The organism is Isoptericola sp. NPDC057559 (assembly GCF_042801555.1).
Lineage (GTDB): Bacteria > Actinomycetota > Actinomycetes > Actinomycetales > Cellulomonadaceae > Isoptericola.
This window is the reverse complement of record NZ_JBHVFQ010000001.1, coordinates 575,196-598,101: the sequence shown is the minus strand read 5'-3', so window position 1 is coordinate 598,101 and position 22,906 is coordinate 575,196. Positions and strand designations below refer to the sequence as shown.

The following is a 22,906-nucleotide window of genomic DNA, read 5'->3' as shown; positions in this document are numbered from 1 at the left end:
ACGCACGCACCAGCTGTGGCCCCGTGCCCGGCGGCCGTCAGCCCCGGCGCCCGGCGAGCTCGGGGCGACCGGCGGCGACGGGCGCCGGCACCCCCCTCGTCTCGGTGAGCAGCAGGACGCCGGTGACGAGCAGCGCGAGGGCCGTCACGCCGTGCACGGCCAGCGCGGTCACGGTGGACCCGCCGGTGGACAGGATGAGCGCGGCGTCGCCGAGGGGCACGAGGGTCCAGATCGTCAGCACCCACCCGAGCGCGCGGCGCTGACCCGTGAGCAGCAGCGCGAGGGGCACCAGCCCGGACGCGAGGTCGCGGGCGCCCTTCGTGACGAGGAAGGTCGCCGCGTCGCCCTCGGGCCACACCGCCATGCCGAACTGCGGCGCGGTCGCCGCGGGGAAGAACAGGTAGCTGACGCCGACGTAGCCGATGCCGACGGCGAGCAGGACGGTCAGGGTCGTCGCGAGGTGCTTGCGGAACATGGTGGTACTCCTTCGGCGGTCTGCGGGTGGACGGTCTGCGCGTGGCGGTCCGGAACGGGGCAGGGGCGGACGGACGGGCGGTCAGCGGCGCGCGCGGGCGCCGAGCGGGCCGAGGACGTGGACGGCGGCTCGGGTCACGGGCGAGGTGGGCCGCATGACGTCGCGGTAGCGGTGCAGCACGCCCGCGAGGGCGACCAGCCCGGCCCGCCCCTCGCGCTGCAGCCGGTCCATCGCGGTGAAGAACTCCTCGACGCGGCCGGCCGGGGTGCTGACCCAGCGGAGCACGGCCGGCTCCGCGCCCGGGTTCCACATGTGGTGCGCGGTGCCGCGCGGGACGACGAACGACTCGCCGGCGGCGAAGTCCTTCCGGCGGTCCGCGAACCCGACCCGGATCGTGCCCGCCAGCACGGTGAACTCCTCGTCGTGGTGCGGGTGCACGTGCTGCGGCGGGCGCTCCCCGTGCGGCTGGTACGTCGCCTCGACCTCGAAGCGGTCGGGGGTGCTCTCCCGCACCACCAGGGACTCGGACCCGTTGAGCGTCAGCGTGGCAGTCATTGCTCCTCCTCAAGTTACTTGTGTACGAGTTACTTGAGATGAAGGTAGACCCCAAGTAACTCGCACGCAAGCTAAACTGGCGAGGTGGACGACAACGACCGCATCGACGCCCTGGTCCAGCAGTGGGCGGACCAGCGCCCCGACATCGACCGCGACACGATGGCGCTCCTCGCGCGGCTGACCCGCGCGGCCGAGCTCGTCAACGCCCGGACGGACCGGCTCGCCGGCGACTACGGCGTCAACCGCGGCGACGGCGACGTCATGTTCGCCCTGCGCCGCGCCGGCGAACCCTTCCGGCTCTCCCCCACCGCCCTGGCCCGCGCGCTGCTCATGACGACGGGCACGATGACGGGCCGGCTCGACCGGCTGGAGAAGCGCGGGCTCATCGTCCGCGTGCCGAGCGCGCACGACCGCCGCAGCCTCGACGTCGAGCTCACCCCCGAGGGGAAGCGCCTCGTGGACGAGGCCGTCACGACCCACACCGCCGGCCAGCAGGAGGCCGTGTCCGCGCTCAGCAGCAGGGACCGCGCCGACCTGGACCGCGTGACGCGCAAGCTGATCGCGCACCTCGCCGAGGGCTGAGCGGCCCCCGACGAGCGTCAGCAGGCGTCGTACACGTACCCCTCGTCGCCGGCCGCGACGAGGTCCCGGTCGCGCAGCACGGTGAGCGGCGCGCGGTCCTCGAGGGCGCACACATCGGCGAAGGTCAGGCCCGCCTCGTCGAGGGCGTCCGGGTACTCGACCTGCAGCACGTGGTCCCCGTAGACGTCGGTGTAGGCGGCGCACTCGGACCACACCGCGCACTCCTCGGTGACGGCGAGGTCGAAGCCCAGGTCGTCGTGGGCGAGGCGGGTGATCTCGGCGGCGTTCTTCTGCGCCACGGCCAGCCCCGACCGGTGCGCCAGGTCCACGTACGCGCGCGCCAGGGCGTGCGCGCCCGCCTCGTCGATGGCGTCGAACCGGGTCCAGGTGTCGAGGTTGTCCAGCTCCACGGCGTCGAACCCCGCCGCCGCGCACCCCTCGACCACCGGGCCCAGCACCGCGAGGATCCCCTCGCGCTGCTCCGCGGTGGACGGGTCGAGCACGCGCTCGTCGGGCCAGTCCGGGTCGACGACGGGCTCGCCGTCCGCGTCGCGCAGCAGCAGGTCGTCGTGCCCGGCCCAGCGGTCCTCCTCACCGGGCTGGGTCTGGAAGCCGTTGACGTAGCAGACGCCGTACGCGCCGGGCAGCGGGTCCGCCGTGGCGTCGCGGACCACGACGTCGATCGCGGCCGGACCGCCGTCGTCCCCCGCGCCGTAGGCGCCGCCGAGCTGGTAGTCGAGCGCACCCGCCGTGGGCGGCAGGTCGACCCCCGAGCCCGCCGCCGACCCTGTGGAAGGCACTGTGGACGACGCGGTGGACGGCGCCGTGGGCGATGCCGCCGGCTCGGGGGCGCAGGACGACGCCGCGAGCGCCACCGCCGTCACCAGCACGGACCTGAGCACCGCCGTCGTCCCCCGCACCGCACGAGTATCGCCTGGCCGCGGCGCCGCGGGCACGTCTACGGTCGGGACCATGCCGCTGCACGACGACGAGGTCCCCGTCACCGCCGACGACGTCCGCCGCCTGGTCGCGGCCCAGCACCCGCGGTGGGCGTCGCTGGCCGTGACGCCCGTCAGCGAGTCCGGCACCGACCACCTGCTGTTCCGCCTCGGCGACGAGCTCGTGGCACGGATGCCGAAGGCCGCGTGGGCGGGGAAGCACGCGCTCTCGGACGCCCGCTGGCTGCCGTTCCTCGCCCCGCACGTCCCGCTGGCCGTGCCCGCGCCGCTCGCGCTCGGCGTGCCGGACGACGCGTACCCGTTCCACTGGTCCGTGGTGCCGTGGGTCCCCGGTGCCGCGACTGCCGACCCGCTCGACCCGGACACGGTCCCGAACCTGGACCCCGCCGCCGCGGCCGCCGACCTGGGCGCGTTCGTCAGCGCGCTCCGCGCCGTCGACGCGACGGACGGGCCGGTCAAGGACGGCACCGGCCGGGGGGTGCCGCTGGCCCGGCTGGACGACGACGTCCGCCGCGCCGCCGCCGCGGCCGGGGACCGCGTCGACGGCCCCGCCGTCCTCAAGGCCTGGGACCGCGCGCTGGAGGCGGCGGCCGACCCGGTGCCCGGCACGTGGCTGCACGGCGACCTCATGCCCGGCAACCTCATCGCGAGCAGGTCCGGCGAGGGCGGCCGGCTCACCGCCGTCATCGACTGGGGCGCCCTCGGCGTCGGCGACCCGGCGGCCGACCTCCCGCCCGCCTGGTGGCTCTTCTCCGGCCGCGACCGCGACGCGTTCCGCGAGGCCGCCGGGGCCGGCCCGGGCGGAGACCTCGACGACGGCGCCTGGGAGCGCGGGCGTGGCTGGGTGCTGGTGCAGGGCGTGATCGCCCTGCCGTACTACTGGGACCGCTGGCCCGGGTTCGCGCGCGCCTCGCAGCGGCGGATCGCGGCCGCCGTCGCCTGACCCGCGCGCGGTCGGGGGGTCAGGGTTCCTCAGGGTCGAACGGGGGGAGAACCCGATACCGAGCGCGCGGGGCCGCTCGTACCGTCGAATCATGACCACTCCGACCACGACCCCGTACGTCCAGCCCGCCCCCGCCCCCCGCCGCAAGCTGTACCGGCCGAAGTTCGGCCGCGTGCTCGGCGGCGTCTGCGCGGGCCTCGCCGACTACCTCGGCTGGAGCCGCGGCCTCGTCCGCGTCCTCGCCGTCGCGTCGATCCTCATCCCCGGCCCGCAGGTGCTCGCCTACATCGTGCTGTGGATCCTCATGCCCGACGAGGACAAGGCGCTGCGCGCCGCCTGAGCGCGCCGCCCGGTCCCGACCCCCAGGAGGAACCGTGCACGTCACCGTGGAGCACGGCGACATCACCACCGTCGCCGTGGACGCGATCGTGAACGCCGCGAACTCGTCGCTGCTGGGCGGCGGCGGGGTCGACGGCGCCATCCACGCGGCCGCCGGGCCGCGACTCCTCGCGGCGTGCCGCGAGCTGCGCGCCACCACCCTGCCCGCCGGCCTGCCCGTGGGCGAGGCCGTCGCCACCCCCGGCTTCGGCCTGCCCGCCGAGTGGGTCATCCACACGGTCGGCCCGAACCGGCACGCGGGCGAGACCGACCCCGACCTGCTCGCGTCGTGCTTCACCCGGTCGCTCGACGTCGCGGCCGACCTGCGCGCCCGGACCGTCGCCTTCCCCGCCGTCGGCGCCGGCGTCTACGGCTGGGCCGCCGACGACGTGGCGCAGGCCGCCACCCACGCCGTCCGGACCTGGGACGACGCCAACCCGGCCGCCCTCGACGAGGTGCGGTTCGTGCTCTTCAACGCGCCGGTCCTCGCCGCCTTCGAGCAGGCGCTGGCGCTCGCCTGACGCGCGCCGCGGGGGCCGGGGCCGACCGGTCGGCCCCGAAAATCCCGCGCGCGCCGCGCGCCCGGCCTGCCAGGCTCGGCGCGTGCGCACCGAGGAGACCTACGTCCGTGTCCAGGCGACGTATCGCGGCCGGCTGGGCGTCGAGGTCGGCGTCTTCGTCGCCGTCGACCATCTCCGCCGGGCCGGCGTGCTCTCCCCCGACCAGGAGGCCGAGTACCTCGACGTCGACGACTGGTTCACCGCGCGCCTGCCGAACCCCGGCTTCTACGCCGACGGCAACACCGTCGGCGCGGTGACCTGGTTCCGCACCCCGGTGCCCGCCGCCATGCAGGAGCGGGTGGACCGGATGTGCGCGATCCTCGCCGCCCACGGCGTCGCGCACGACGTCGTGCGGAGCACCGACCCGGGGACGCGCGTCTACGAGGACGCGTTCCAGGTGGGCGTCGTGCCCCACGTGCGGCACGAGCCGACGCCGCTGCCCGAGGGCGTCGTGCTGGCGCCCACCACCGCGGGCTCCAAGCGCTCCGTCGCCGCGTCGCCGATCCGGCACGTGATGTTCGACGCGGACGACGTCCTGCAGGTCGTGCCCGGCGGCTGGGAGGCGCTGGTGGAGCCGTTCGCCGGCGACCGCGCGCCGGAGCTCTGGACCCGGGCGGTCGCGGTGGAGCGGCCGACGCTGGCCGGCGACGGCGACTTCCTCCCGCTGCTGGCAGCGGTCCTCGCCGAGTTCGGCGTGCCCGAGCCGGTCGAGGAGGTGTTCGAGGCCGTCTGCTGCCGCATCGACCCCGTCGCCGCGTCCTTCGCCGTCGTCGACGCCCTGCGCAGGAACGGGTACGGCGTGCACCTGGGGACCAACCAGGACCGGCACCGGGCCGCGTACATGCGCGACGGGCTCGGCTACGACGCCCTGTTCGACGTCAGCTGCTACTCCCACGACCTCGGCGCGGCCAAGCCCGACCCGGCGTTCTTCGTCGAAGCCGCGCGCCGCATCGGCGCGGACCCCTCCGCGATCCTGTTCGTCGACGACCGGCAGGACAACGTCGCAGGTGCCCGCGCCGCGGGCCTCGCCGCCGTGTGCTGGACGGTCGACGACGGGCACGCGGCGCTGCTCGACCTGCTGGCCGGGCACGGCGTCGACGGCAGCCGGACGGTCGCGACCGCCTGACCTCCGCCGCGGCCGGTCAGCGCTTCGGGTAGCCCGCCTGCGGCTTGTCCTCGTCGAGCTCCTCGACGTCCTCGAAGTGGATCTGCTGGTGGCGCACCGCGCGGTTGTAGAGCCAGGTCACGAACGACAGCACGACGCCGACGGCCAGCAGGCCGCCCGCGATGAGGTACTGCTCCTGCTGCTCGGCGCTGCGCGCCCACGGCCCGGCGAGGTACGCGCACGTGATCGCGCCGAGCACGGCGAGCCACGTCTTCGTCCGGAAGTGGGGGTGCTTCACGGGCTGCTTGCGCAGGACCAGCAGCGCGACGTTGACCACGGCGAACACGACCAGGAGCAGCAGCGACGTGGTGCCGCCGAGCAGGGCGATGGCGTTGGACCCCTCCTCGGTGGCGTTGGCGTTGACCACGTACGTGATCAGCCCGAACGAGATCAGCGTGGTCACGATGATCGACACCCACGGCGTCTGCCGCGTCCGGTGCACCCTGCCGAAGCTGCGCGGCAGCACCCCCTGCTTGGCCAGGCCGTAGAGCAGGCGGGACGCCATGAGCATGTTGATGAGGGCCGAGTTCGCCACCGCGAACATCCCGATGAAGGGGAAGATCGTGTCGAACGGCAGGCCCGGGGCGCCGGCCGCCACGACCTGCGTCAGCGCCGACCCCTTCTCGGCGTCGGTGAGGTCGCCGACGGGCACGAGGGCGACGGCGGTGATCGCGACCAGCACGTAGATGAGCCCGGTGATCGACAGGCCGGTGAGCATCGTGCGCGGGAAGTCCCGCACCGGGTCCTGGCACTCCTCCGCCATGTTCACGGAGTCCTCGAAGCCCACCATGGCGAAGAACGCGAGGGTGGTGGCGGCCGTGACCGCGAGGAAGACGCTCTTGTCGTCCGCGCTCTCGAAGACGACGACGCGCGAGAAGTCCGCACGCCCCTGCGTCATCCCCCACATGCCGACGAAGATGACGAGCAGCAGGCCCGAGAGCTCCACGAGGGTCAGCACCACGTTCGCCTTGACGCTCTCGCCGACGCCGCGGAAGTTCACCAGCGCCACGAGCGTCATGAAGCCGAGCGCGATCCACAGCAGCCCGGTGGTCCCCAGGCCCAGGCCGAAGCCGTCGTCGAGGAACCCCGCGAACGCGTTCGACGCGGTCGACGCCGACGTGATGCCGGAGCACATCACCATGAACGCGATGATGAACGTGACGAAGTGGATGCCGAACGCCTTGTGCGTGTACAGCGCGGCCCCCGCGGCCTGCGGGTACTTCGTGACGAGCTCCAGGTACGAGAACGCGGTGATCGTGGCCACCAGGAACGCGATGAGGAACGGCGCCCACGCCGCGCCGCCGACCTCTCCCGCCACCTGACCGGTGAGGGCGTACACGCCGGTGCCGAGGATGTCCCCGACGATGAACAGCAGCAGGAGCTTGCGCCCCATCACCCGCTTGAGGCCCGGTTCGGCGGTGCCGCCGGCTCCGCCCGGCCCGGTCTCGTCGATCGTCTGGCTCATCGCGACCTCCTGGATCCTCGAGGATCGTCCTCGCGGCCCCCTCGCCTCGTTGCGCGGGACAGCCGACGCCCCATAGAACCGCGCCGGGACATCGACCGCACGGGCGACGCGCGGCTCACGCCCGGGACCGGGCCCGACGGCGCGCGCGCAGGAGGCCCGTCGTGCCGCGCGCGCCGGGGGGCACGAGCACCCCCGGGAAGGCGACCTCGCGCTCGACGACGATCCACACCGCGCACACCAGCGTGACGCCGAGCGGGACGGGCCAGAACGGCCGGCCCAGCGCGTCCTCCTCCCCGATCAGGGCGAACAGGACGAGGTCCGCACCAGCGGAGAGCACCGTCAGCGACACGGGGAACGCGGCCCGCACGGCGGCGGCCGCCCGGTCGACGTCGCCGTAGTGACTCGTCCGCGCGTAGTCTTCGACCCCGCGTCGCGTCCGGTAGACACCCCGCCCCCGGGCGTTGCGGACCACCGCGACGACCATGAAGACCCCGACGACGAGGAGCAGGACTCCCAGCACCCAGGCGACCGTCGTCGCCGACAGGTGCCCACCGCGGCTCCCGCCGTACCACCCGCGGCCTGCCAGCGTCATCGTCGACCTCCCTCTCGTCCCGGTGCACGGTAGCGGCACGACGTGACGACGTACCGATTCGTCGTCGTCCTGCACCAGGACGACGACGAATCGCTACGTCACGCGCGTCGAGGAGGAGGTCAGCGCAGGCCGAACGCCTTCACGACCTCCTGGGTGACGGAGCTGCCCGCGTCGTCCTGCGCCGTCGTCCGCAGCGAGACCGACGTGGCGCGCTTCGGCGCGTCGAACCTGACCGTCCAGCGGCCCTCGCCCGACGGCTTCGCCGCGACGGACCGCCACGTGGCGCCGGCGTCGAACGACACCTCGACGGCGACACCGGTGACGGTGCCCGCCCCGACGGCGCCCTCCGGCGGCAGGGCCGCGGTGACGTCCAGCCGCACCGGCGTGTTCCGCCGGACGGCGCCGGACAGGTCACGACCGGCCACGTCGTAGCCGAGCGACACGATCGGCAGGGGCGAGCCGTCCAGCTCGGCCTGGTCGGCCTGGAAGGTCCAGACCGTCGAGGTGCGGCTGGAGTAGCCCCACACCGCCGGGTCGAGCGCCGTGTCCTGCTCGAACCGGTAGGTGTGCGTCCCGTCGACGGCGGGCACGGCGCGCTGGATGGCCTGGCCGGACATCTCGCGCACCAGGGTGTCGTCCTGGAACAGCCGGGACGTCACCGGCTGGTCGTCGCCGAACCCGCCGGTCAGCTCGCCGGTGCTCGACGCCGGGGGCACGTTGAGCTGGAACCAGTCCCCGTCGGCCCTCGACTTCCAGTAGCCGGGGCCCTGGTGCGGCGCGGTGACGCCGAACCAGTCGATCGTGGTGCGGGACCCGGCCGGGTACCGGCGCCGGTCGTCGCGCACCTCCCACCCGTTCGTCGACGTGGCCGTGGCGTACCAGCCCTGCTCCTCCCCGACCGGCGAGACGTACACGAGCTGCTCGTCGCCGGACATGCGGGGCTGCGTGACGCCGAGGCAGCCCAGGCTGTACTCGGGGCAGTCGTAGCGGCTGACGAACGTCAGGCGCGGGTCGGGGTCGGCCAGCCGGTCGGTGACCTGCGCGAGGTCCTTCTCCCGCGGCGCGACGCTCAGGTCCGCGGGCACGGAGCCCTGCCAGGTCCGCACGACGTCGTAGGAGTAGTCGGGGAACTCGACGCCCCGGCCGGTCAGGCGGGCGCCCTTCCCGGCGGCCCCGGCGAGCAGCCGCCCGCCCTCGTCGGCGGTGAGCGACACGACCGGCACGTCGGTGGCGCCGGCCGGGTCGTACAGCACGCCCGGCCCGTCGTTCACGACGACGAGGAGCGCTGCTCCCGCCGCGTCGGCGGCCGCGGCACGGTCCCAGGGCGAGACGTCGGGGTCGTTCGTCACGAGCAGGGCCTTGCCCTTCGCGGCGACCGCGGCGATCTCGTCGGGCGTGCCCGTCCCGGCCGTCACGACCTTGAGGTCGACCTTGCCGTCGAGGCGTGCGCTGCCCGCCTGGTAGACGGGCTCCAGGCCGGCCGGCCTCGGCGTCCTGGCCTGCAGGGACAGCAGCGGCGCGGTGCGCGACCAGCGGCTGGTGAGCGCGAAGTCCCCGCCCGCGACGTCGCCGGTCTCGTTCACCCAGACCTCCGCGCCGGGGACCATCCCCACGGACGCGGAGAACGTGGCGTACTGGCCGCCGATCCCGGAGTCGTGGAACCACTGGACGCGGCCGTCGTAGTCGGCGCTGGGCCGCGGCGTGTCGAGCTCCACCGGGTGCGCGTCGCGCGCGTCGAGCACCACGCGGACGTCGCCGTCGGAGACGGTGACCTGCGGGTCCGCCAGCCAGTACAGCCGGTCGGTGCCGTCGGTGTCGGCGTACCGGATGCTCGTGAGGGCGGTGAACTCGCCGGGCTCGACGCGCTGGGTGGGCGCCGCGCCCGTGCCCGGGTCGGTGACGAGCGGGGTGATCCACTGCGTCCCGTACCGGTACAGCGAGACCTCCGCCGCGACGGGCTCGCCGTCGGGGCCGAGCACCGTGACGTCGAGGTCGTAGTGCTCCGTCTCGCGGGTGAGGCCGGTGGCCGTGCGCGCCGCGACGGAGCCGTCGGCGGTGGTGGCCACGACCTGGCCGGTGTACTTCCCGGCGGCGGTCGCGTCGGCGAACGACGCCGTCGCCTCCACGGAGGCGGTGCCGTGCGCCGGCACGACGAGGTGCGCCTCGGAGAGCCGCACGAGCGCGACGTCGCCGTCGGGCCCGGTGGTGGTGGACGCCAGGTCGAGCGCGACGTCCGCGTCGGTGTCGTTCGCGTAGGTGATCGTGCGGGTCTGCGGCGCGGGGTCGCCGTCGCCCCAGGCCACGCGGCCGAAGTGCACCGAGCCGGTGGCGTCGACGCCGTCCAGCGCGGCGGGCACGTCGAGGCGGCCGGTGCCGACCTCGTACGGGGTGTACCCGTCGAGCCCCACGGCCGACGACATGAGCGCGTCCTTGATCCGCGCCGCGTCCCAGCCGGGGTACGCCGCCGCGAGGATGGCGGCCGCGCCGGCGACGTGCGGCGTCGCCATCGAGGTGCCGCTCATGGTCTGGTACGGGCCCTCGCCCGCGGCGTACTGCGAGCGCGCGGCGGTGATGTCCACGCCCGGTGCGGCGAGGTCCGGCTTGAGGCCGTCGTCCAGGCCGCGCGGGCCGCGGGACGAGAAGTACGCGAGCTCGTCCTGGTCGTCCGTCGCCGCGACGGTGAGCGCGGCGTCGGCGGTGCCCGGGCTGCTCACGGTGCCCTCGCCGCCGGCGTTGCCCGCCGCGATGACGAACAGCGCGTCGGTCTCCTCGGTGAGGTTGTTGACGGCCTGCGCGACCGGGTCGGTCTGGTCGTGCCGCGAGTCGTCGCCGAGGCTCATGCTCACGACGTCGGCGTCGACGTCGCGCGACGCCCACTCCATGCCGGCGATGATCCACGAGTCCAGCCCGTAGCCCTCGTCGCTCAGCACCTTGCCGACGGCGACGTCGGCGCCGGGCGCGACGCCGCGGTGCACGCCGCCGTCCGCGGCGCCCGAGCCGGCGACCGTGGACGCGACGTGCGTGCCGTGGCCGTGCACGTCCTGCACCGTCTCGCCGGGGACGAACGACTCGGTGGTCGTGACGACGTCGGCGAGGTCGGGGTGCGCGGCGTCGACGCCGGTGTCCAGCACGGCCACGGTGGCGCCCTCGCCGTCGTGCCCGGCGGCCCACGCCTCGGGTGCGCCGACCAGCGGCACGCTGACGTCGAGGGTCGCCTCGGCCCGCCCGTCCAGCCAGAGCTTGGCGATGCCGCCGGCGAACGTGCCCGGCGCGGCGGCTGTGCGGGCGGACGCGGCCGGGGCGGCCGTGATCGCGCCCCAGAAGGTGGCCGCGTCGTCGGTGTCGGCGCGCAGCGCCGCGCCGCCGATCGACGTCAGCTCGAGCACCTTCTCGCTGCCCCGCGGGGCCGCGGCGGCGGCCGTGCGCGCCTTCCGGTCGTACTGCGCGATGACGGGGATGGCGGCCTCGTCGTCGTAGCCGTCGGCGACGAGGCCGGTGACGTTGAACAGCTCGCGGTCCAGCGCGCCCGACGCGAGGTAGGGCTGCGCGGCCGCGGGCACCACGTACAGGTCGTCGCCCACCTCAAAGGTCTGCGCGGGCCGGGTCGTCCCGGCGGCGGGCTCGACCGTGACGGCCGGCTTGCCGTCCCCGGTCGTGGCCACGTGCACGACGTCGCCGGTCACGAGCGTGAGCGTGGACGTCGCGCCGTCGGGCGCGGCGGAGGCGGCCGGGGTGGCGGCGTCGGGATCGGTGGTCGGACCGGCGAGGGCCGGGGCGGCGCCGGCGGCCAGCAGGGCGCTGACGGCGGTGGCCGCAAGACCGGCACGGACGGGTGGTCGCATGGTGGGGCCCCTTGGGGTTGAGCCGACCTGGGTGGCGGCAACGGTGACGGCACTGTCGGTGTGCAGCGACGCTGTCATCACCGTTGACCGGGCACAACGACCACGGGTGGCGGATCTACGCCATGACAGGAAACCGCATCCCGGCGTGGCGGTCCGCCCGGCCCCCGAGCAGCCACGACGATGGCCCCCACGAGGGTCCACCCGGGCCCGGAGGACAGGGGGACCGATGGCGCGGACCACGACGGGCGACGGGGCCGACCTGCTGGGCGACGTCGCCGGGCTCCCCGCGGGGCTGCTGGCCGCGTACCGGGTGCTCGTGGCGACGCCGACGTCGGACGCGGCGGCCGTCGCGGCCACCCTCGACGTCGCCGTCGACGAGGCCGAGGCACGCCTCGAGGACCTCGTCTCCCGCGGCTTCGCCACCCCGCTCGTCGCGCCCCGCGGGGGCCCGGGCCGGCGCTTCGCCGCCGCGCCGCCGTCGGTCACGCTGGGCGCCGCCGTCGCCGCCCGCGAGGAGGCGGTGCGCCGCGCGCAGGCGGAGCTGGACGTCCTGGAGGAGATGTACCGGCTGGCGGGCGTCGGCGGGGACGGCGCCGGCGACGTCGTGCAGGTCGTGCGCGGCGCGGACGCCGTCGCGCGGTGGTTCGGCCGGGTGCAGGCCGGGGCGCGGCGCGAGGTCCTGGCGCTCGTGCAGCACCCCGTGGCCGTGACCAGCGCGGACCAGAACCACGTGGAGGGCGAGCTGGTGGCGCGCGGCATCCGGTACCGGGCGCTGCTCGAGCGGCCCATGCTCGAGACCTTCCCCGGCGGCCTCGACGCCTTCGCCGAGTCGCTCGCCGCGGGCGAGGAGGCGCGGGTCGCCGAGTCCGTGCCGCTGCGCATGATCGTCGTCGACCGCGAGCTCGCGTTCCTGCCGGTGCTCGCGGACCCCGAGCGCGCCTCCGCCGCCGCGATCCTCGTGCGCCCGAGCGCGCTGCTCACCGGGCTCGTCGCGCTCTTCGAGGCCCTGTGGGCGACGGCGGCCCCCGTCGTCCTGCACGGCGCGGCCGCCGCACCGGGCAGCGGCGCGGCGGACGACGTCGACGCCCGGCTGCTCTCCCTGCTGCTCGCCGGCCAGACCGACGAGGCGGCCGCGCACCAGCTCGGCGTCTCGCTGCGCACGGTGCAGCGGCGCGTGCGCGAGCTGATGGACCGCGCCGGCGTCCGGACCCGCGTGCAGCTCGGCTGGCACGCCGCCCGGGCCGGCTGGGGCATCGCCCCGGGCATCGAGCCAGGTCACGATTGGGCGAAACTCGCGCCGACGCCTTGACACCGCTGCCACCGCAGCCGTGCGATGAGTGGAGCCGACGTGCAACGACGCGCGCCGGCACGAGGGCGTAGAGGTGAGACACATGCGAGGAGCTCCCAGGACTTCTGTGGTCGCCGCGGTCGCGGCCGCGGTGGCGCTGACCGTGGCCGCGTGCGGCGGTGGCGGGAACGAACCGAACAGCGGAGGCAGCGGGGGCAGCGGCGGCGACGAGGTGGAGGTCTTCACCTGGTGGGCCGCCGGCTCCGAGAAGGCCGGCCTCGACGCACTGGTGAAGGTGTTCGACGAGCAGCACCCGGACGTGAAGTTCGTCAACGGTGCCGTGGCCGGCGGCGCGGGGTCGCAGGCGAAGGACCTGCTGCAGACCCGGCTCCAGGCGCAGGACCCGCCGGACACCTTCCAGGCCCACGCGGGCGCCGAGCTGCAGGACTACATCGACGCGGCTCAGATCGAGGACGTCACGGGCCTGTACGACGAGTTCGGGCTCACCGACGTCTTCCCGGCCGACCTCATGGACCGCCTGAAGGCCTCGGACGGCAAGATCTACTCGATCCCGTCGAACATCCACCGCGCCAACGTCGTCTGGTCCAACCGGCAGGTGCTCACCGACGCCGGCCTCGACCCGGACGCCCAGTACAGCGACCTCTCGTCGTGGATGGACGACCTGGAGACGCTGAAGAAGGCGGGCGTCACGCCGCTCGCCGTCGCGCAGGCCTGGACGCAGGTCCAGCTGCTCGAGACCGTGCTGCTGGCCGACCTGGGTGCCGACGGGTACTCCGGGCTGTGGGACGGCTCCACCGACTGGAAGAGCCCCGAGGTGACCTCGGCGCTGCAGGACTTCCAGAAGCTCATGAGCTACACCAACACCGACCGTGACGGCCTGGACTGGCCGGAGTCGCAGCAGCTCGTGATCGACGGCAAGGCCGGGTTCACCGTGATGGGCGACTGGGCCGAGGCCTCCTACGAGGAGCAGAAGAAGGAGCTGGGCACCGACTACTCGGCGTTCCCGGTGCCGGGCACCGACGGCGTCTTCGACTTCCTCGCCGACTCGTTCACGCTCCCCGTGGGCGCGCCGCACCCCGACGGGGCGAAGGCGTGGCTCGAGACCGTCGGCTCCGCCGAGGGCCAGGAGGCGTTCAACAAGGCCAAGGGATCCATCCCGGCCCGCACCGACATCGACATGTCCAGCTTCGGGCAGTACCAGCAGGACGCCGCGGAGTCGTTCAAGAGCGACACCATCGTGTCCTCGCTGGCGCACGGCGCCGCCGTCCCGGTGGCCACGCTGACGGCCATCACCGACGCCACCAGCAAGTTCACCTCGGGGGCGTCCGACCTGGCCGGCTTCCAGTCGGAGCTCGCCGCCGCGAACGCCGGCTGAGCCCCGGGATGCCGTCGCCCGTGCGCACGAGGCGGTCGGGGGTGCGCCGCGCGGTCCGCCGCGCCGGCGCGCCCCTGCTCCTCCTGCTGCCCTCGCTGATCCTCGTGGGGGTGTTCGTCTACGGCCTGATCGTGGCGAACGCCCGCACCTCCGCCACGGACAACCACACGGCAGCCCAGGCGACCGGCCAGGCCCCGACGGTCGTCGTGTGGTTCCGCAACTACGTCGACCTGCTGGGCAGCGAGGAGTTCCAGCACTCGCTGACCAACCTCGTGCTGTACACGGTGGTGTTCCTCGTCGGCACGATGCTGATCGGTTTCATGTGGGCCTGGCTGCTCGACAAGCCGCTGCGCGGGGAGGGCTTCTTCCGGTCGATCTACCTGTTCCCGATGGCGGTCTCGTTCATCGCGTCGGGCGTGGTGTGGCGCTGGCTGCTCAACTCCAACCAGGGCGAGCAGGCGTCCGGACTCAACCGGCTGTTCCAGATGATCGGGCTGGGCGCCCTGCAGAACAACTGGTGGAACAACGTCTCGGTGGGCATCGTCGCCATCGCGATCCCCGCGATCTGGCAGCTCTCCGGGTACGTGATGGCGCTGTTCCTCGCCGGCTTCCGCGGCATCCCGGAGGAGCTGCGCGAGGCCGCCCGCGTGGACGGCGCCAGCGAGTGGAAGCTGTACCGGCACGTGCTGTTCCCGCAGCTGTCGCCGATCGCCCTGTCCGCGCTGATCATCATCGGCCACATGTCGCTCAAGGCCTTCGACCTCATCATGTCGATCTCGAAGCCCGCGAACTACCAGACCAAGGTGCCCGCCGTGGACATGTACGTGTTCAAGTCCGCGTTCGACTACGCCAACGCGGCCGCCGTCGGCACGATCCTGCTGGTCATCGTCGCGATCGTCATCGTGCCGTACCTCGTCCACACGCACCGGCAGGGCAAGCGATGACCGCCGTCATCGAGGAGGAGGCCGGGCGCCCCGTCGACCTCGGCCGGCACGCCGCACCACGGGGCCGGTTCACCGTGGGCCGCACGCTGCGCTACCTGGTGCTGCTGTTCTTCGTGCTCGTGGTGCTGGTGCCCGTGTACGTGCTGCTGGTGACGAGCTTCAAGGGCCCCGGCGACGCGGCGCCCACCCGCGCGTGGAACCTGCCGCAGGTGTGGACCACCGCGAACTGGGAGACGGCGTGGTCCACCCTCGCGCCCGCCATCGGCCGCACCGTGCAGATGGTGGTGCCGGCGGCGCTCATCTCCGCCTTCCTCGGGTCGCTCAACGGGTTCGTGCTGTCCCGCTGGCGCTTCCCCGGTGCGGACCTGGTGTTCACGCTGATCCTGTTCGGCATGTTCATCCCGTACCAGGCGGTGATGATCCCGCTGAACCAGCTGGTGCTCGGGCTCGGCGTGCCGAGCGGCATCCCGTCGCTGATCCTGCTGCACGTCGTCTACGGCATCCCGATCACGACGCTGATCTTCCGCAACTACTACATGACCGTGCCCCACGAGCTGGTCGAGGCGGCGCGCGTGGACGGGGCGGGGATGCTCCGCACGTACGCGTGGATCGTGCTGCCGATCTCGATCCCGAGCTTCGTGGTCGTGCTCATCTGGCAGTTCACGTCGGCGTGGAACGACTTCCTCTTCGCCGTGTTCTTCTCCTCCAGCCAGAACGGCCCGGTCACGCTGGCCCTCAACAACCTCGCCAACGGCGCCCTGCTGCAGGACTACGGCGTCTCGATGGCGGGCGCCCTGTTCGCGTCCCTGCCCACGCTGCTCGTGTACGTGCTGCTGGGCCGCTACTTCATGGGCGGGCTCATGTCGGGGTCGGTGAAGGGCTGAGGCGCGCCCCCGGCCGCCGTCAGGAGGCCGGGGGCACCTCGCCGCTGCCGCGCGGCACGAGGTGCGTCGGCACGACGACGAGCTGCGCGGCGCGCGTGGGGTCCGCGGCCCGCGCCAGCGCGAGGGACGCCGCCTGCCGCCCCATCTCGACCGCGTCGTAGCCGACCACCGTCACGCCCAGCAGGTCGGCGAGCTCGAAGTCGTCGAAGCCGACGAGGGCGACCGGCGCGCCGCCCGCGTGCGACCGTGCGCGGAGGGCGTGCAGCGCTCCCACGGTGATCTTGTTGTTCGCGGTCACGAGGGCGGTGGGCGGCTCGTCGAGCGCCAGCAGCTCGGCGACGAGCGCGCCGGCGACGGCCGCGTCGTGCGCGCCGTCCCGCACGTACCGCTCCGGGTCCGCGACGTCACCGGCCTCCAGGGCCGCGACGAACGCGTCGCGACGCTCGCGGAACGTCCACAGCCGCGACTCGTCGCCGACCAGGCCGATCCGGCGGTGCCCGTGCGCCAGCAGGTGCCGCACGGCCGCGCGCACCCCGCCCCCGTTGTCGATGACCACCGTGTCGGCCTCGACGTCGGGCGCCGGGCGGTCCACCAGGACCACGGGCAGCCCCTCCGCCTGCTCCTCGCGCAGGGCGGCGTGGTCGCCCGACGTGGGGGTCAGCAGCAGCGCGCCCACCCGCCGCTCGACCAGCTCGTCGGTGAGCTGCCGCTCGCGGTCCGGGTCCTCGTCGGTGCTCGCGGTGAGGAGCTGCAGCCCCCGCCCCCGCAGCTCGCGCTCGATGCCGCTCGCGAGCGCGGAGTAGAACGGGTTGGCGAGGTCGCCGGTGACGAACCCGACCAGGCGGGCCGCGCCGCCCCGGGCGAGGTCCGCCGCGGCGGCGTTGCGTCGGAACCCGAGGTCGTGGGCGGCGGCCCGGACACGCTCCCGGGTGCTCGCGGCCACGTTGGGTTCCGCGTTGAGCACGCGCGAGGCCGTCTTGAGGCTCACCCCGGCCCGCTCGGCGACCGCCGCGAGGGTGGGGCGGCGGCCGCGGCGGTGGCCGGGCTCGAGCGTGGGGGTGTCCTGCGTCATCTGTTCTCCCGACAGCAGCGGACGATCGTGCCGACGACCTTATCGAGAACCTGCACGGTCCCGGCCACGCGAGGGTATGGCTGCGCTATTCTCCACCCGGTTGCCGACAGCGCTGTCTTCCACCTCCGGGAGTTTCCCATGACCACCAGACCTGCCCCCGCTCGCGGCCCCCGACGCCGGCGCGCGACCGCGTGGGCCGCCGCCGCCACGGCCGGCGCCCTCCTCACCTCCCTGGCCGTGGGACCGGCCGCCGCCGGCACGCCCCTCGCCGGTGCGACCGCCTCCGCCCCGGACGCGACGCCGGCCTACGGGGCGCCGGACGCCACCGCGGCCGACTACTACGGCGCACTGCTGCGGCACACCCGCTGGGCGGAGACCGTCTGGGACCCCGCCGCGGGCGTCTACCAGGCGAAGGACATGAACTTCGCGGTCGTGCTGGGCAACGCCGTCCTGCTCACCCGGGGCGAGTACGACGCCCGGCTCGCGGGGGTCTCGAAGGACGTGCTCCGCGAGCACACGGTCGCCACCATCGAGCACTACGCCGCGACCAACCGGCTCGTCGACCCGGCGGGCACCTGGGGCAAGCAGCTCTTCTGGGACTCCACGTTCCAGTCGTACTTCCTCACGGCCGGCACGTTGCTCTGGGACGAGCTGGACGCGACGACGCGGGCGAACCTCACGACGATCGCGACGGGCCAGTCCGACTACACCGCGGGCCTCGACTTCGGGCACGACCCCCTGTCGGGCTCGTGGAACGCCGACTGGCCGACCGGCAAGTTCGAGGGCGACACCGCGCAGGAGGAGGTCGGCGTCTACACGCAGGCCCTCGCGCCGGGCCTCGCGTGGGCGCCGGACGACCCGGACGCCGCCACCTGGGCCGACCAGCTCGGCGACTGGGGCCGCAACGCCGCCGGTCAGCCGACCGCCGACCGGAACAACCCCGCCGTCGTCGCGGGCAAGGCCGTGTCGACCAACACGATGCACACGATCCACGACACGTACCTCGTGGAGAACCACGGCTCCTTCGGCCCGCACTACCAGTCGGACATCTGGCGGTCGGGCGGGCGCAACGCGATCCACTTCCTGCTGCGCGACGAGCCGCTGCCGGAGATCCTCACCCGGCAGCCCAACTCGGCGGAGCTGTGGGAGTCGATCAAGCTCGTCATGGCGGACGCCGGCGAGCCGTTCATGCCGATGGTCGCCGACCGCGAGTTCCTCTACGGCCGCGACGCCATCCCGATGGCGTTCCTCGGCCAGGTGCTGCGCGACCCCGACGCGGCGCGCGCGGAGGCGAACCTCGCCGCCGCGCTCGAGGACTACCAGGCGTACGCCCCCGTGAACCGGCTGACGAAGTTCTCGGGCGAGCCCAAGTACGAGCCGGAGGCCCGCGCCGAGATCGCCATCTCCTACCTGCTGCACGTCGAGGCGGCCGAGTCCGCCGCCGGGCCCGTGGAGCCGACACCGCAGGACGAGTTCTTCGACCGCCTCGCCGGGGTCCGCGACTTCGGCGCCGGGCCGGGCCTGACGGTCCAGCAGTCCGCCGACGCCTGGGCGGCCGCGTCGAGCCGCAAGGGCTTCGTGAAGTTCCCCTGGGTGCCGCAGCACGACTCGTGGCTCTTCCACGTCTCCGGCTCCACGCCGTACCTCTACCCCACCACCGGCGCGACGGTCGGCGAGCGCCACGTGCGCACCTACACCGCGCCGCGGGACGGCTTCGAGGGCACCACGTCGGTGTTCCGGGTCGGCGACGGGTACGCCGGCCAGGCCACCCTCCCGACCGGGGCGGCGGTCTACGCCTCGACCGGGGCCGGGCCGGACGACGCGAGCCTGTCCGTGCGCAACCTCGACATGGACGGGTACGCGGGCCTCGACGGCTCGCGCACCTACACGACGGCGGAGGGCGAGACGAAGGCGAGCCTGCCGGTCACCCGGCCCGCCGACCCGGCCGACGCGAGGGCCGCGCGGGTCGACGACCTCGCGTTCTCGCCCGTGACCGCGCGGTACGTGCGCGTGCTCGGCCAGCAGGGCCACCCGCAGTACGGCTACTCGATGTACGCGTTCCACGCGTACGGCGCCGACGACTCGGGCGCCGACCTCGCGGCCGGCAGGACCGCGACGGCGTCCAGCGAGGACGCCGCGAACGGCCGCACCGCGGCGCGCGTCACCGACGGCTCCCCGGCCACGCGCTGGGCCGTCTCGGTGCCCGAGCGCAGCCGGCCCGACTCGTGGGTGCAGGTCGACCTCGGCGAGGAGCGCACCGTCGGTGCCGTGCGCCTCGCGTGGGAGGCCGGCGCCGGCGCGCGCTACCTCGTCCAGACGTCGGCCGACGGCGAGACGTGGACCACGGCGACCGCCTACGGCAAGGCCCCGGCGGACGTGAACGTCGCCCGCCTCGACACGGTGGACCTAACCCCCGAGGGCGCCACCCACCCCGCGCCGGTCACCGCCCGCTACGTGCGCATGCAGGGCGTGCGCGGCGACGCGGCGTACGGCTACTCGCTCTACCACCTGCGGGCGTTCTCCCCCGCCGGCACGGACGTCGCCGCCGGGCGCCCGGCGACGGCGTCGAGCGCCGCCGGCGGGAACCCCGCGAGCGCCGTCACGGACGGGTCGGCCACGACCCGCTGGGCGGTGGCGGTCGGCGACCGGGCCCGCCCCGACTCGTGGGTCCAGGTGGACCTCGGCGCCCCGACCGAGGTCGGCCAGGTGCAGCTCGGCTGGGAGGCCGCCGCCGGCCAGGAGTACCGCGTGCAGACGTCGCTCGACGGCCGGACCTGGCACGACGCCGCGTCCTTCCGGTACACGGGCGACCAGGTGCTCACGAGCGACGGCTCCTGGATCGACGTGGAGGGCGAGGCCGGGTTCGTCGTGCGCGGCACGGACGCGCCGATCACGGTGTCGCGGGCGAGCGACACCCGCCACGTGGTGCGGCTCGCCGACGGTGCGACCGGGCCGCGGCTCGTGGAGATGGTGCCCGGCGACGCGGCCGCCACGGCCGCGCAGGCCGACCGCGCCGTCCCGACGGCCGACCACCCCGGCCTGCTCGTCAGCGTCGTCGACGGCTACCTCGTCGCCTTCAACCTCACCGACGCCGACGTCACGAGCTCCGTCACGGTGCCGCACGCCGGCGGGACGGTCGCGGTCTACCAGGGCACGCAGGAGGTCGGCGCGACGTCGTCGGCGCTGACCGTCGAGGTCGGCGCCGGCGAGGCCGTGGTGCTGGCACCCCGGGCCACCGTCTCCCGGCGGGACGGCGGCACCCCGGCCGGGGTCACCGTGCGCACCGCCGACGCGCGGACGTTCGCCCTCGTCGGGCGGGGCGTGCCCGTGACGGTGACGAACGCCGAGACCGGCACCGCCCGCACGGTCGGCGCGACGCCGTCCGGCACCCCGCTGCGGTTCGGCGCGGCGACCGCGTTCCCGGTGGCGGACCTGGCGCTGAGCACCCTCACGTTCCCCGCGTCGGTGCTGCCGGAGGGGATGACGTCGCCCTCGGCGGCGGTCGACGGCGACGGCACGACGGCCTGGGTGCCCGGCCCGGGCGGCCGGATGGTCACCGACCTCGGTGCCGCGCACGCCGTCGGGCGCGTCGTCGCGTCGTGGGAGCGCGGCGGGGCGCCGTCCGCGGTGGTCTCCGTGAGCGACGACGGGCTGACGTTCACGGACGTCGGCACGATCCGGGGCGGGCGGCCCGAGGGCACGCTCGACGTCGCCCGGACGGCCCGGTACGTCGCGCTGACCACCTCGTGGGGCACGGGCGACCCCGGGCTCACCGCCCTGCGGGTCCTGCCCGCGGCGGACTGAGGACGGCACCGCGCCGGTCGTAGCCCCCGAGGCTGCGCACAGGGCCCGGCACCCGCGGATGATCTCCGCGGGTGTCGGGCCCTGCGTGCACGCTGGGGGCATGACGACGACCACCCCCGCCGCCCGGTGCTTCGGCGACGGCGACCCCCTGTACGAGGCGTACCACGACACCGAGTGGGGCGTGCCCGTGCACGGCGAGGCCGCGCTGCTGGAACGGATCGCGCTGGAGGGGTTCCAGTCCGGCCTGTCCTGGATCACCGTGCTGCGCAAGCGGCCCGCGTTCCGGGAGGTGTTCCTCGACTTCGAGCCCGAGCGCGTGGCGGCGCTCGGCCCCGACGACGTGGAGCGGCTCCTCGGCGACGCGCGCATCATCCGCAACCGCCAGAAGATCGAGGCCACGATCGGCAACGCGCGGGCGGTGCTCACGCTGCACGACGACGGGCGCACGCTCGACGAGCTGTTCTGGTCGTTCGCTCCCCCGGCCCGCGAGCACCGGCTCGGCGCGTGGGACGTGGTGCCCGCGAGCACGCCCGAGTCCGTCGCGCTGGCGAAGGCGCTCAAGAAGGAGGGCTTCCGTTTCTTCGGGCCGACGACGGCGTACGCGGCCATGCAGGCGTGCGGGCTGGTGGACGACCATCTCGCCACGTGCCCGGTCGTCGACGGGCATGCCGCCGCCTGACCTGGTCGAATGGTCGGGTGCTGGGGTTCTGGTGGGGCCTGCTGGGCAGCTCGTCGCTGCTGATCGGTGCCGCCCTGGTGCTGTGGCGCACGCCGAGCCGGCGGCTCACGGGCCTGATCATGGCGTTCGGCGCCGGCGTCCTCATCAGCGCGGTCGCGTACGACCTGGTGGAGGACGCGTCGCGCGCCGCGAGCGGGTGGGTGCTGCTCGCGGGTCTCGCCGCCGGCGCGCTGACGTTCTTCGTGGGCGACCTGCTCATCGACCGGCGCGGCGGGGTCGACCGCAAGCGGTCCACCGGCGCCCAGTCGGAGGGGTCGGGCGGCGCGATCGCGCTGGGCACGGTGCTGGACGGCATCCCGGAGTCGGTGGTGCTGGGCTCCACGCTGGTCGGCGGCGGCGGCGTGAGCATCGCGGTGCTCGCGGCCGTGTTCGTGTCCAACCTGCCGGAGGCGATGGCCGCCACCGTGGGGCTGCGGCAGGCCGGCACGTCGACCGCCCGCCTCGCCCTGCTGTGGGGCGGCACCACCCTGGTCTCCGCGCTCGCCGCGGGCGTCGGGTACGCGGCGCTCGGCACCGCCGACCCGGCGACCATCGCCATCGTGCAGTCCTTCGCCGCGGGCGCGCTGCTCACCATGCTCGTGGACACGATGATCCCCGAGGCGACGGAGTTCGGCGGGCCGGTGACGGGGCTGGTCACCGTGCTCGGGTTCGCCACCGCGTTCGGGCTGTCGGCCCTGGGATAGGCGGCACGCGGGTTCCGGCGGACGGCGCCCGGCCGCTAGGGTCGGCCCGATGATCCGGCTGGTGGAGCACCGCCCCGGGTGGGCGGAGGAGTTCCGCGCGGAGGCCGTCCGGCTGCGCGCGCACCTGGGCGATCGCGTCGTCGACCTGGAGCACATCGGCAGCACGGCCGTTCCGGGCCTCGTGGCGAAGCCGATCCTCGACCTCGGCGCCCGCGCGGCGCCCGGCGCCGACCCGTTCGGCCTCGCGGAGGCGGTCGCCCCGCTGGAGTACCGGCAGCTCCGGTCCGGGCCCGCGAACCACGGGGTCTACGTCCGGATGTCGCCGGACGGCGCGCGCACCCACATCCTGCACGTCTTCGCCTTCGACGGGTGGGACTCCTGCCCGCAGCGGCTGTTCCGCGACAGGCTGCGGCACGACGCGGACGCGCGCCGCCGGTACGGCGAGCTGAAGACGCGCCTCGCCGCCACGCTCACCGACGGCCGGGAGTACACGGCGGCCAAGCGCGACCTCGTCGAGACGCTGCTCAACGAGGAGCGCGCGGCGCGCGGGCTCCCCCCGACCACCGCCTGGGACAAGTAG

20 protein-coding genes are annotated in these 22,906 nt (G+C 74.6%); 13 read left to right on the top strand and 7 right to left on the bottom strand.

Annotation, left to right across the window (positions count from 1 at the left end; genetic code table 11):
* Nucleotides 1–37 precede the first annotated feature (37 nt).
* Complete coding sequence (locus tag ACFU5J_RS02670; protein ID WP_430577713.1) at nucleotides 38–475, bottom strand: DUF4267 domain-containing protein; 438 nt, start codon at nucleotides 473–475, stop codon at nucleotides 38–40.
* A gap of 81 nt (nucleotides 476–556) precedes the next feature.
* On the bottom strand, nucleotides 557–1,030 hold the full coding sequence (locus tag ACFU5J_RS02665; RefSeq protein WP_430577712.1) for a cupin domain-containing protein: 474 nt from the start codon (nucleotides 1,028–1,030) through the stop codon (nucleotides 557–559).
* Nucleotides 1,031–1,114: 84 nt separating this feature from the next.
* Between ACFU5J_RS02665 and ACFU5J_RS02660 the strand changes: the two genes are divergently transcribed.
* Complete coding sequence (locus ACFU5J_RS02660; RefSeq protein ID WP_430573744.1) at nucleotides 1,115–1,612, top strand: MarR family winged helix-turn-helix transcriptional regulator; 498 nt, start codon at nucleotides 1,115–1,117, stop codon at nucleotides 1,610–1,612.
* 17 nt (nucleotides 1,613–1,629) lie between these two features.
* Here ACFU5J_RS02660 and ACFU5J_RS02655 read toward each other — a convergent pair whose 3' ends face one another.
* Nucleotides 1,630–2,532, bottom strand: a complete 903-nt coding sequence (locus tag ACFU5J_RS02655) for an endo alpha-1,4 polygalactosaminidase (RefSeq protein ID WP_430577711.1) — start codon at nucleotides 2,530–2,532, stop codon at nucleotides 1,630–1,632.
* A 52-nt stretch (nucleotides 2,533–2,584) separates the two neighbouring features.
* Between ACFU5J_RS02655 and ACFU5J_RS02650 the strand changes: the two genes are divergently transcribed.
* The 4 genes from ACFU5J_RS02650 (at nucleotide 2,585) to ACFU5J_RS02635 (ending at nucleotide 5,578) form a co-directional block, all read left to right on the top strand.
* Nucleotides 2,585–3,514: an aminoglycoside phosphotransferase family protein gene (locus ACFU5J_RS02650; protein WP_430577710.1), complete on the top strand. Its 930-nt coding sequence runs from the start codon at nucleotides 2,585–2,587 to the stop codon at nucleotides 3,512–3,514.
* A gap of 91 nt (nucleotides 3,515–3,605) precedes the next feature.
* Nucleotides 3,606–3,854, top strand: coding sequence for a PspC domain-containing protein (locus ACFU5J_RS02645; protein WP_430573741.1), 249 nt, complete (start codon nucleotides 3,606–3,608; stop codon nucleotides 3,852–3,854).
* 34 nt (nucleotides 3,855–3,888) lie between these two features.
* A complete protein-coding gene (locus ACFU5J_RS02640; protein ID WP_430573740.1) occupies nucleotides 3,889–4,413 on the top strand; it encodes an O-acetyl-ADP-ribose deacetylase in 525 nt (174 codons plus the stop codon).
* A gap of 82 nt (nucleotides 4,414–4,495) precedes the next feature.
* Nucleotides 4,496–5,578: an HAD family hydrolase gene (locus ACFU5J_RS02635; RefSeq protein ID WP_430577709.1), complete on the top strand. Its 1,083-nt coding sequence runs from the start codon at nucleotides 4,496–4,498 to the stop codon at nucleotides 5,576–5,578.
* Nucleotides 5,579–5,594: 16 nt separating this feature from the next.
* On the opposite strand, the gene ACFU5J_RS02630 is transcribed toward ACFU5J_RS02635, so the two are convergent.
* The 3 genes from ACFU5J_RS02630 to ACFU5J_RS02620 all read right to left on the bottom strand — a co-directional run bounded on the left by ACFU5J_RS02630 (nucleotide 5,595) and on the right by ACFU5J_RS02620 (nucleotide 11,516).
* Nucleotides 5,595–7,082 carry an APC family permease gene (locus tag ACFU5J_RS02630; protein ID WP_430573738.1) on the bottom strand — a complete coding sequence of 496 codons (1,488 nt, stop codon included), beginning with the start codon at nucleotides 7,080–7,082 and terminating at the stop codon, nucleotides 5,595–5,597.
* Between the two features lie 115 nt (nucleotides 7,083–7,197).
* Nucleotides 7,198–7,674 carry a hypothetical protein gene (locus ACFU5J_RS02625; RefSeq protein ID WP_430577708.1) on the bottom strand — a complete coding sequence of 159 codons (477 nt, stop codon included), beginning with the start codon at nucleotides 7,672–7,674 and terminating at the stop codon, nucleotides 7,198–7,200.
* Nucleotides 7,675–7,793: 119 nt separating this feature from the next.
* Nucleotides 7,794–11,516 carry a S8 family serine peptidase gene (locus tag ACFU5J_RS02620; RefSeq protein ID WP_430577707.1) on the bottom strand — a complete coding sequence of 1,241 codons (3,723 nt, stop codon included), beginning with the start codon at nucleotides 11,514–11,516 and terminating at the stop codon, nucleotides 7,794–7,796.
* A gap of 226 nt (nucleotides 11,517–11,742) precedes the next feature.
* Between ACFU5J_RS02620 and ACFU5J_RS02615 the strand changes: the two genes are divergently transcribed.
* The 4 genes from ACFU5J_RS02615 to ACFU5J_RS02600 all read left to right on the top strand — a co-directional run bounded on the left by ACFU5J_RS02615 (nucleotide 11,743) and on the right by ACFU5J_RS02600 (nucleotide 16,028).
* Nucleotides 11,743–12,825: a hypothetical protein gene (locus ACFU5J_RS02615; RefSeq protein ID WP_430577706.1), complete on the top strand. Its 1,083-nt coding sequence runs from the start codon at nucleotides 11,743–11,745 to the stop codon at nucleotides 12,823–12,825.
* Nucleotides 12,826–12,907: 82 nt separating this feature from the next.
* Nucleotides 12,908–14,200 (top strand): ABC transporter substrate-binding protein, encoded by a 1,293-nt coding sequence (locus ACFU5J_RS02610; protein ID WP_430573734.1) that lies wholly within the window; start codon nucleotides 12,908–12,910, stop codon nucleotides 14,198–14,200.
* 20 nt (nucleotides 14,201–14,220) lie between these two features.
* Nucleotides 14,221–15,144: a carbohydrate ABC transporter permease gene (locus ACFU5J_RS02605; RefSeq protein WP_430573733.1), complete on the top strand. Its 924-nt coding sequence runs from the start codon at nucleotides 14,221–14,223 to the stop codon at nucleotides 15,142–15,144.
* Complete coding sequence (locus ACFU5J_RS02600) at nucleotides 15,141–16,028, top strand: carbohydrate ABC transporter permease (protein ID WP_430573732.1); 888 nt, start codon at nucleotides 15,141–15,143, stop codon at nucleotides 16,026–16,028. Before ACFU5J_RS02605 ends, ACFU5J_RS02600 begins: the two co-directional genes overlap by 4 nt.
* A gap of 19 nt (nucleotides 16,029–16,047) precedes the next feature.
* Here ACFU5J_RS02600 and ACFU5J_RS02595 read toward each other — a convergent pair whose 3' ends face one another.
* Entirely contained in the window at nucleotides 16,048–17,100 is a 1,053-nt protein-coding gene (locus ACFU5J_RS02595; protein WP_430577705.1) for a LacI family DNA-binding transcriptional regulator, read from the bottom strand.
* Between the two features lie 138 nt (nucleotides 17,101–17,238).
* On the opposite strand from ACFU5J_RS02595, the gene ACFU5J_RS02590 reads away from it, so the two are divergent.
* The 4 genes from ACFU5J_RS02590 (at nucleotide 17,239) to ACFU5J_RS02575 (ending at nucleotide 22,906) form a co-directional block, all read left to right on the top strand.
* On the top strand, nucleotides 17,239–20,904 hold the full coding sequence (locus ACFU5J_RS02590) for a discoidin domain-containing protein (protein WP_430577704.1): 3,666 nt from the start codon (nucleotides 17,239–17,241) through the stop codon (nucleotides 20,902–20,904).
* Nucleotides 20,905–21,004: 100 nt separating this feature from the next.
* Nucleotides 21,005–21,583 (top strand): DNA-3-methyladenine glycosylase I, encoded by a 579-nt coding sequence (locus ACFU5J_RS02585; protein WP_430577703.1) that lies wholly within the window; start codon nucleotides 21,005–21,007, stop codon nucleotides 21,581–21,583.
* Nucleotides 21,584–21,600: 17 nt separating this feature from the next.
* A complete protein-coding gene (locus ACFU5J_RS02580) occupies nucleotides 21,601–22,326 on the top strand; it encodes a ZIP family metal transporter (RefSeq protein ID WP_430573728.1) in 726 nt (241 codons plus the stop codon).
* 49 nt (nucleotides 22,327–22,375) lie between these two features.
* Nucleotides 22,376–22,906 (top strand): GrpB family protein, encoded by a 531-nt coding sequence (locus ACFU5J_RS02575; protein WP_430577702.1) that lies wholly within the window; start codon nucleotides 22,376–22,378, stop codon nucleotides 22,904–22,906.

Excerpts from the sequence above, each read along its gene's own strand:
- ACFU5J_RS02615 (WP_430577706.1), top strand. The coding sequence starts at position 11,743 with ATGGCGCGGACCACGACGGGCGACGGGGCCGACCTGCTGGGCGACGTC.
- ACFU5J_RS02650 (WP_430577710.1), top strand. The coding sequence starts at position 2,585 with ATGCCGCTGCACGACGACGAGGTCCCCGTCACCGCCGACGACGTCCGC.
- ACFU5J_RS02610 (WP_430573734.1), top strand. The coding sequence starts at position 12,908 with ATGCGAGGAGCTCCCAGGACTTCTGTGGTCGCCGCGGTCGCGGCCGCG.
- ACFU5J_RS02645 (WP_430573741.1), top strand. The coding sequence starts at position 3,606 with ATGACCACTCCGACCACGACCCCGTACGTCCAGCCCGCCCCCGCCCCC.
- ACFU5J_RS02630 (WP_430573738.1), bottom strand. The coding sequence starts at position 7,082 with ATGAGCCAGACGATCGACGAGACCGGGCCGGGCGGAGCCGGCGGCACC.
- ACFU5J_RS02620 (WP_430577707.1), bottom strand. The coding sequence starts at position 11,516 with ATGCGACCACCCGTCCGTGCCGGTCTTGCGGCCACCGCCGTCAGCGCC.
- ACFU5J_RS02665 (WP_430577712.1), bottom strand. The coding sequence starts at position 1,030 with ATGACTGCCACGCTGACGCTCAACGGGTCCGAGTCCCTGGTGGTGCGG.
- ACFU5J_RS02625 (WP_430577708.1), bottom strand. The coding sequence starts at position 7,674 with ATGACGCTGGCAGGCCGCGGGTGGTACGGCGGGAGCCGCGGTGGGCAC.
- ACFU5J_RS02595 (WP_430577705.1), bottom strand. The coding sequence starts at position 17,100 with ATGACGCAGGACACCCCCACGCTCGAGCCCGGCCACCGCCGCGGCCGC.
- ACFU5J_RS02670 (WP_430577713.1), bottom strand. The coding sequence starts at position 475 with ATGTTCCGCAAGCACCTCGCGACGACCCTGACCGTCCTGCTCGCCGTC.
- ACFU5J_RS02585 (WP_430577703.1), top strand. The coding sequence starts at position 21,005 with ATGACGACGACCACCCCCGCCGCCCGGTGCTTCGGCGACGGCGACCCC.
- ACFU5J_RS02590 (WP_430577704.1), top strand. The coding sequence starts at position 17,239 with ATGACCACCAGACCTGCCCCCGCTCGCGGCCCCCGACGCCGGCGCGCG.
- ACFU5J_RS02600 (WP_430573732.1), top strand. The coding sequence starts at position 15,141 with ATGACCGCCGTCATCGAGGAGGAGGCCGGGCGCCCCGTCGACCTCGGC.
- ACFU5J_RS02575 (WP_430577702.1), top strand. The coding sequence starts at position 22,376 with ATGATCCGGCTGGTGGAGCACCGCCCCGGGTGGGCGGAGGAGTTCCGC.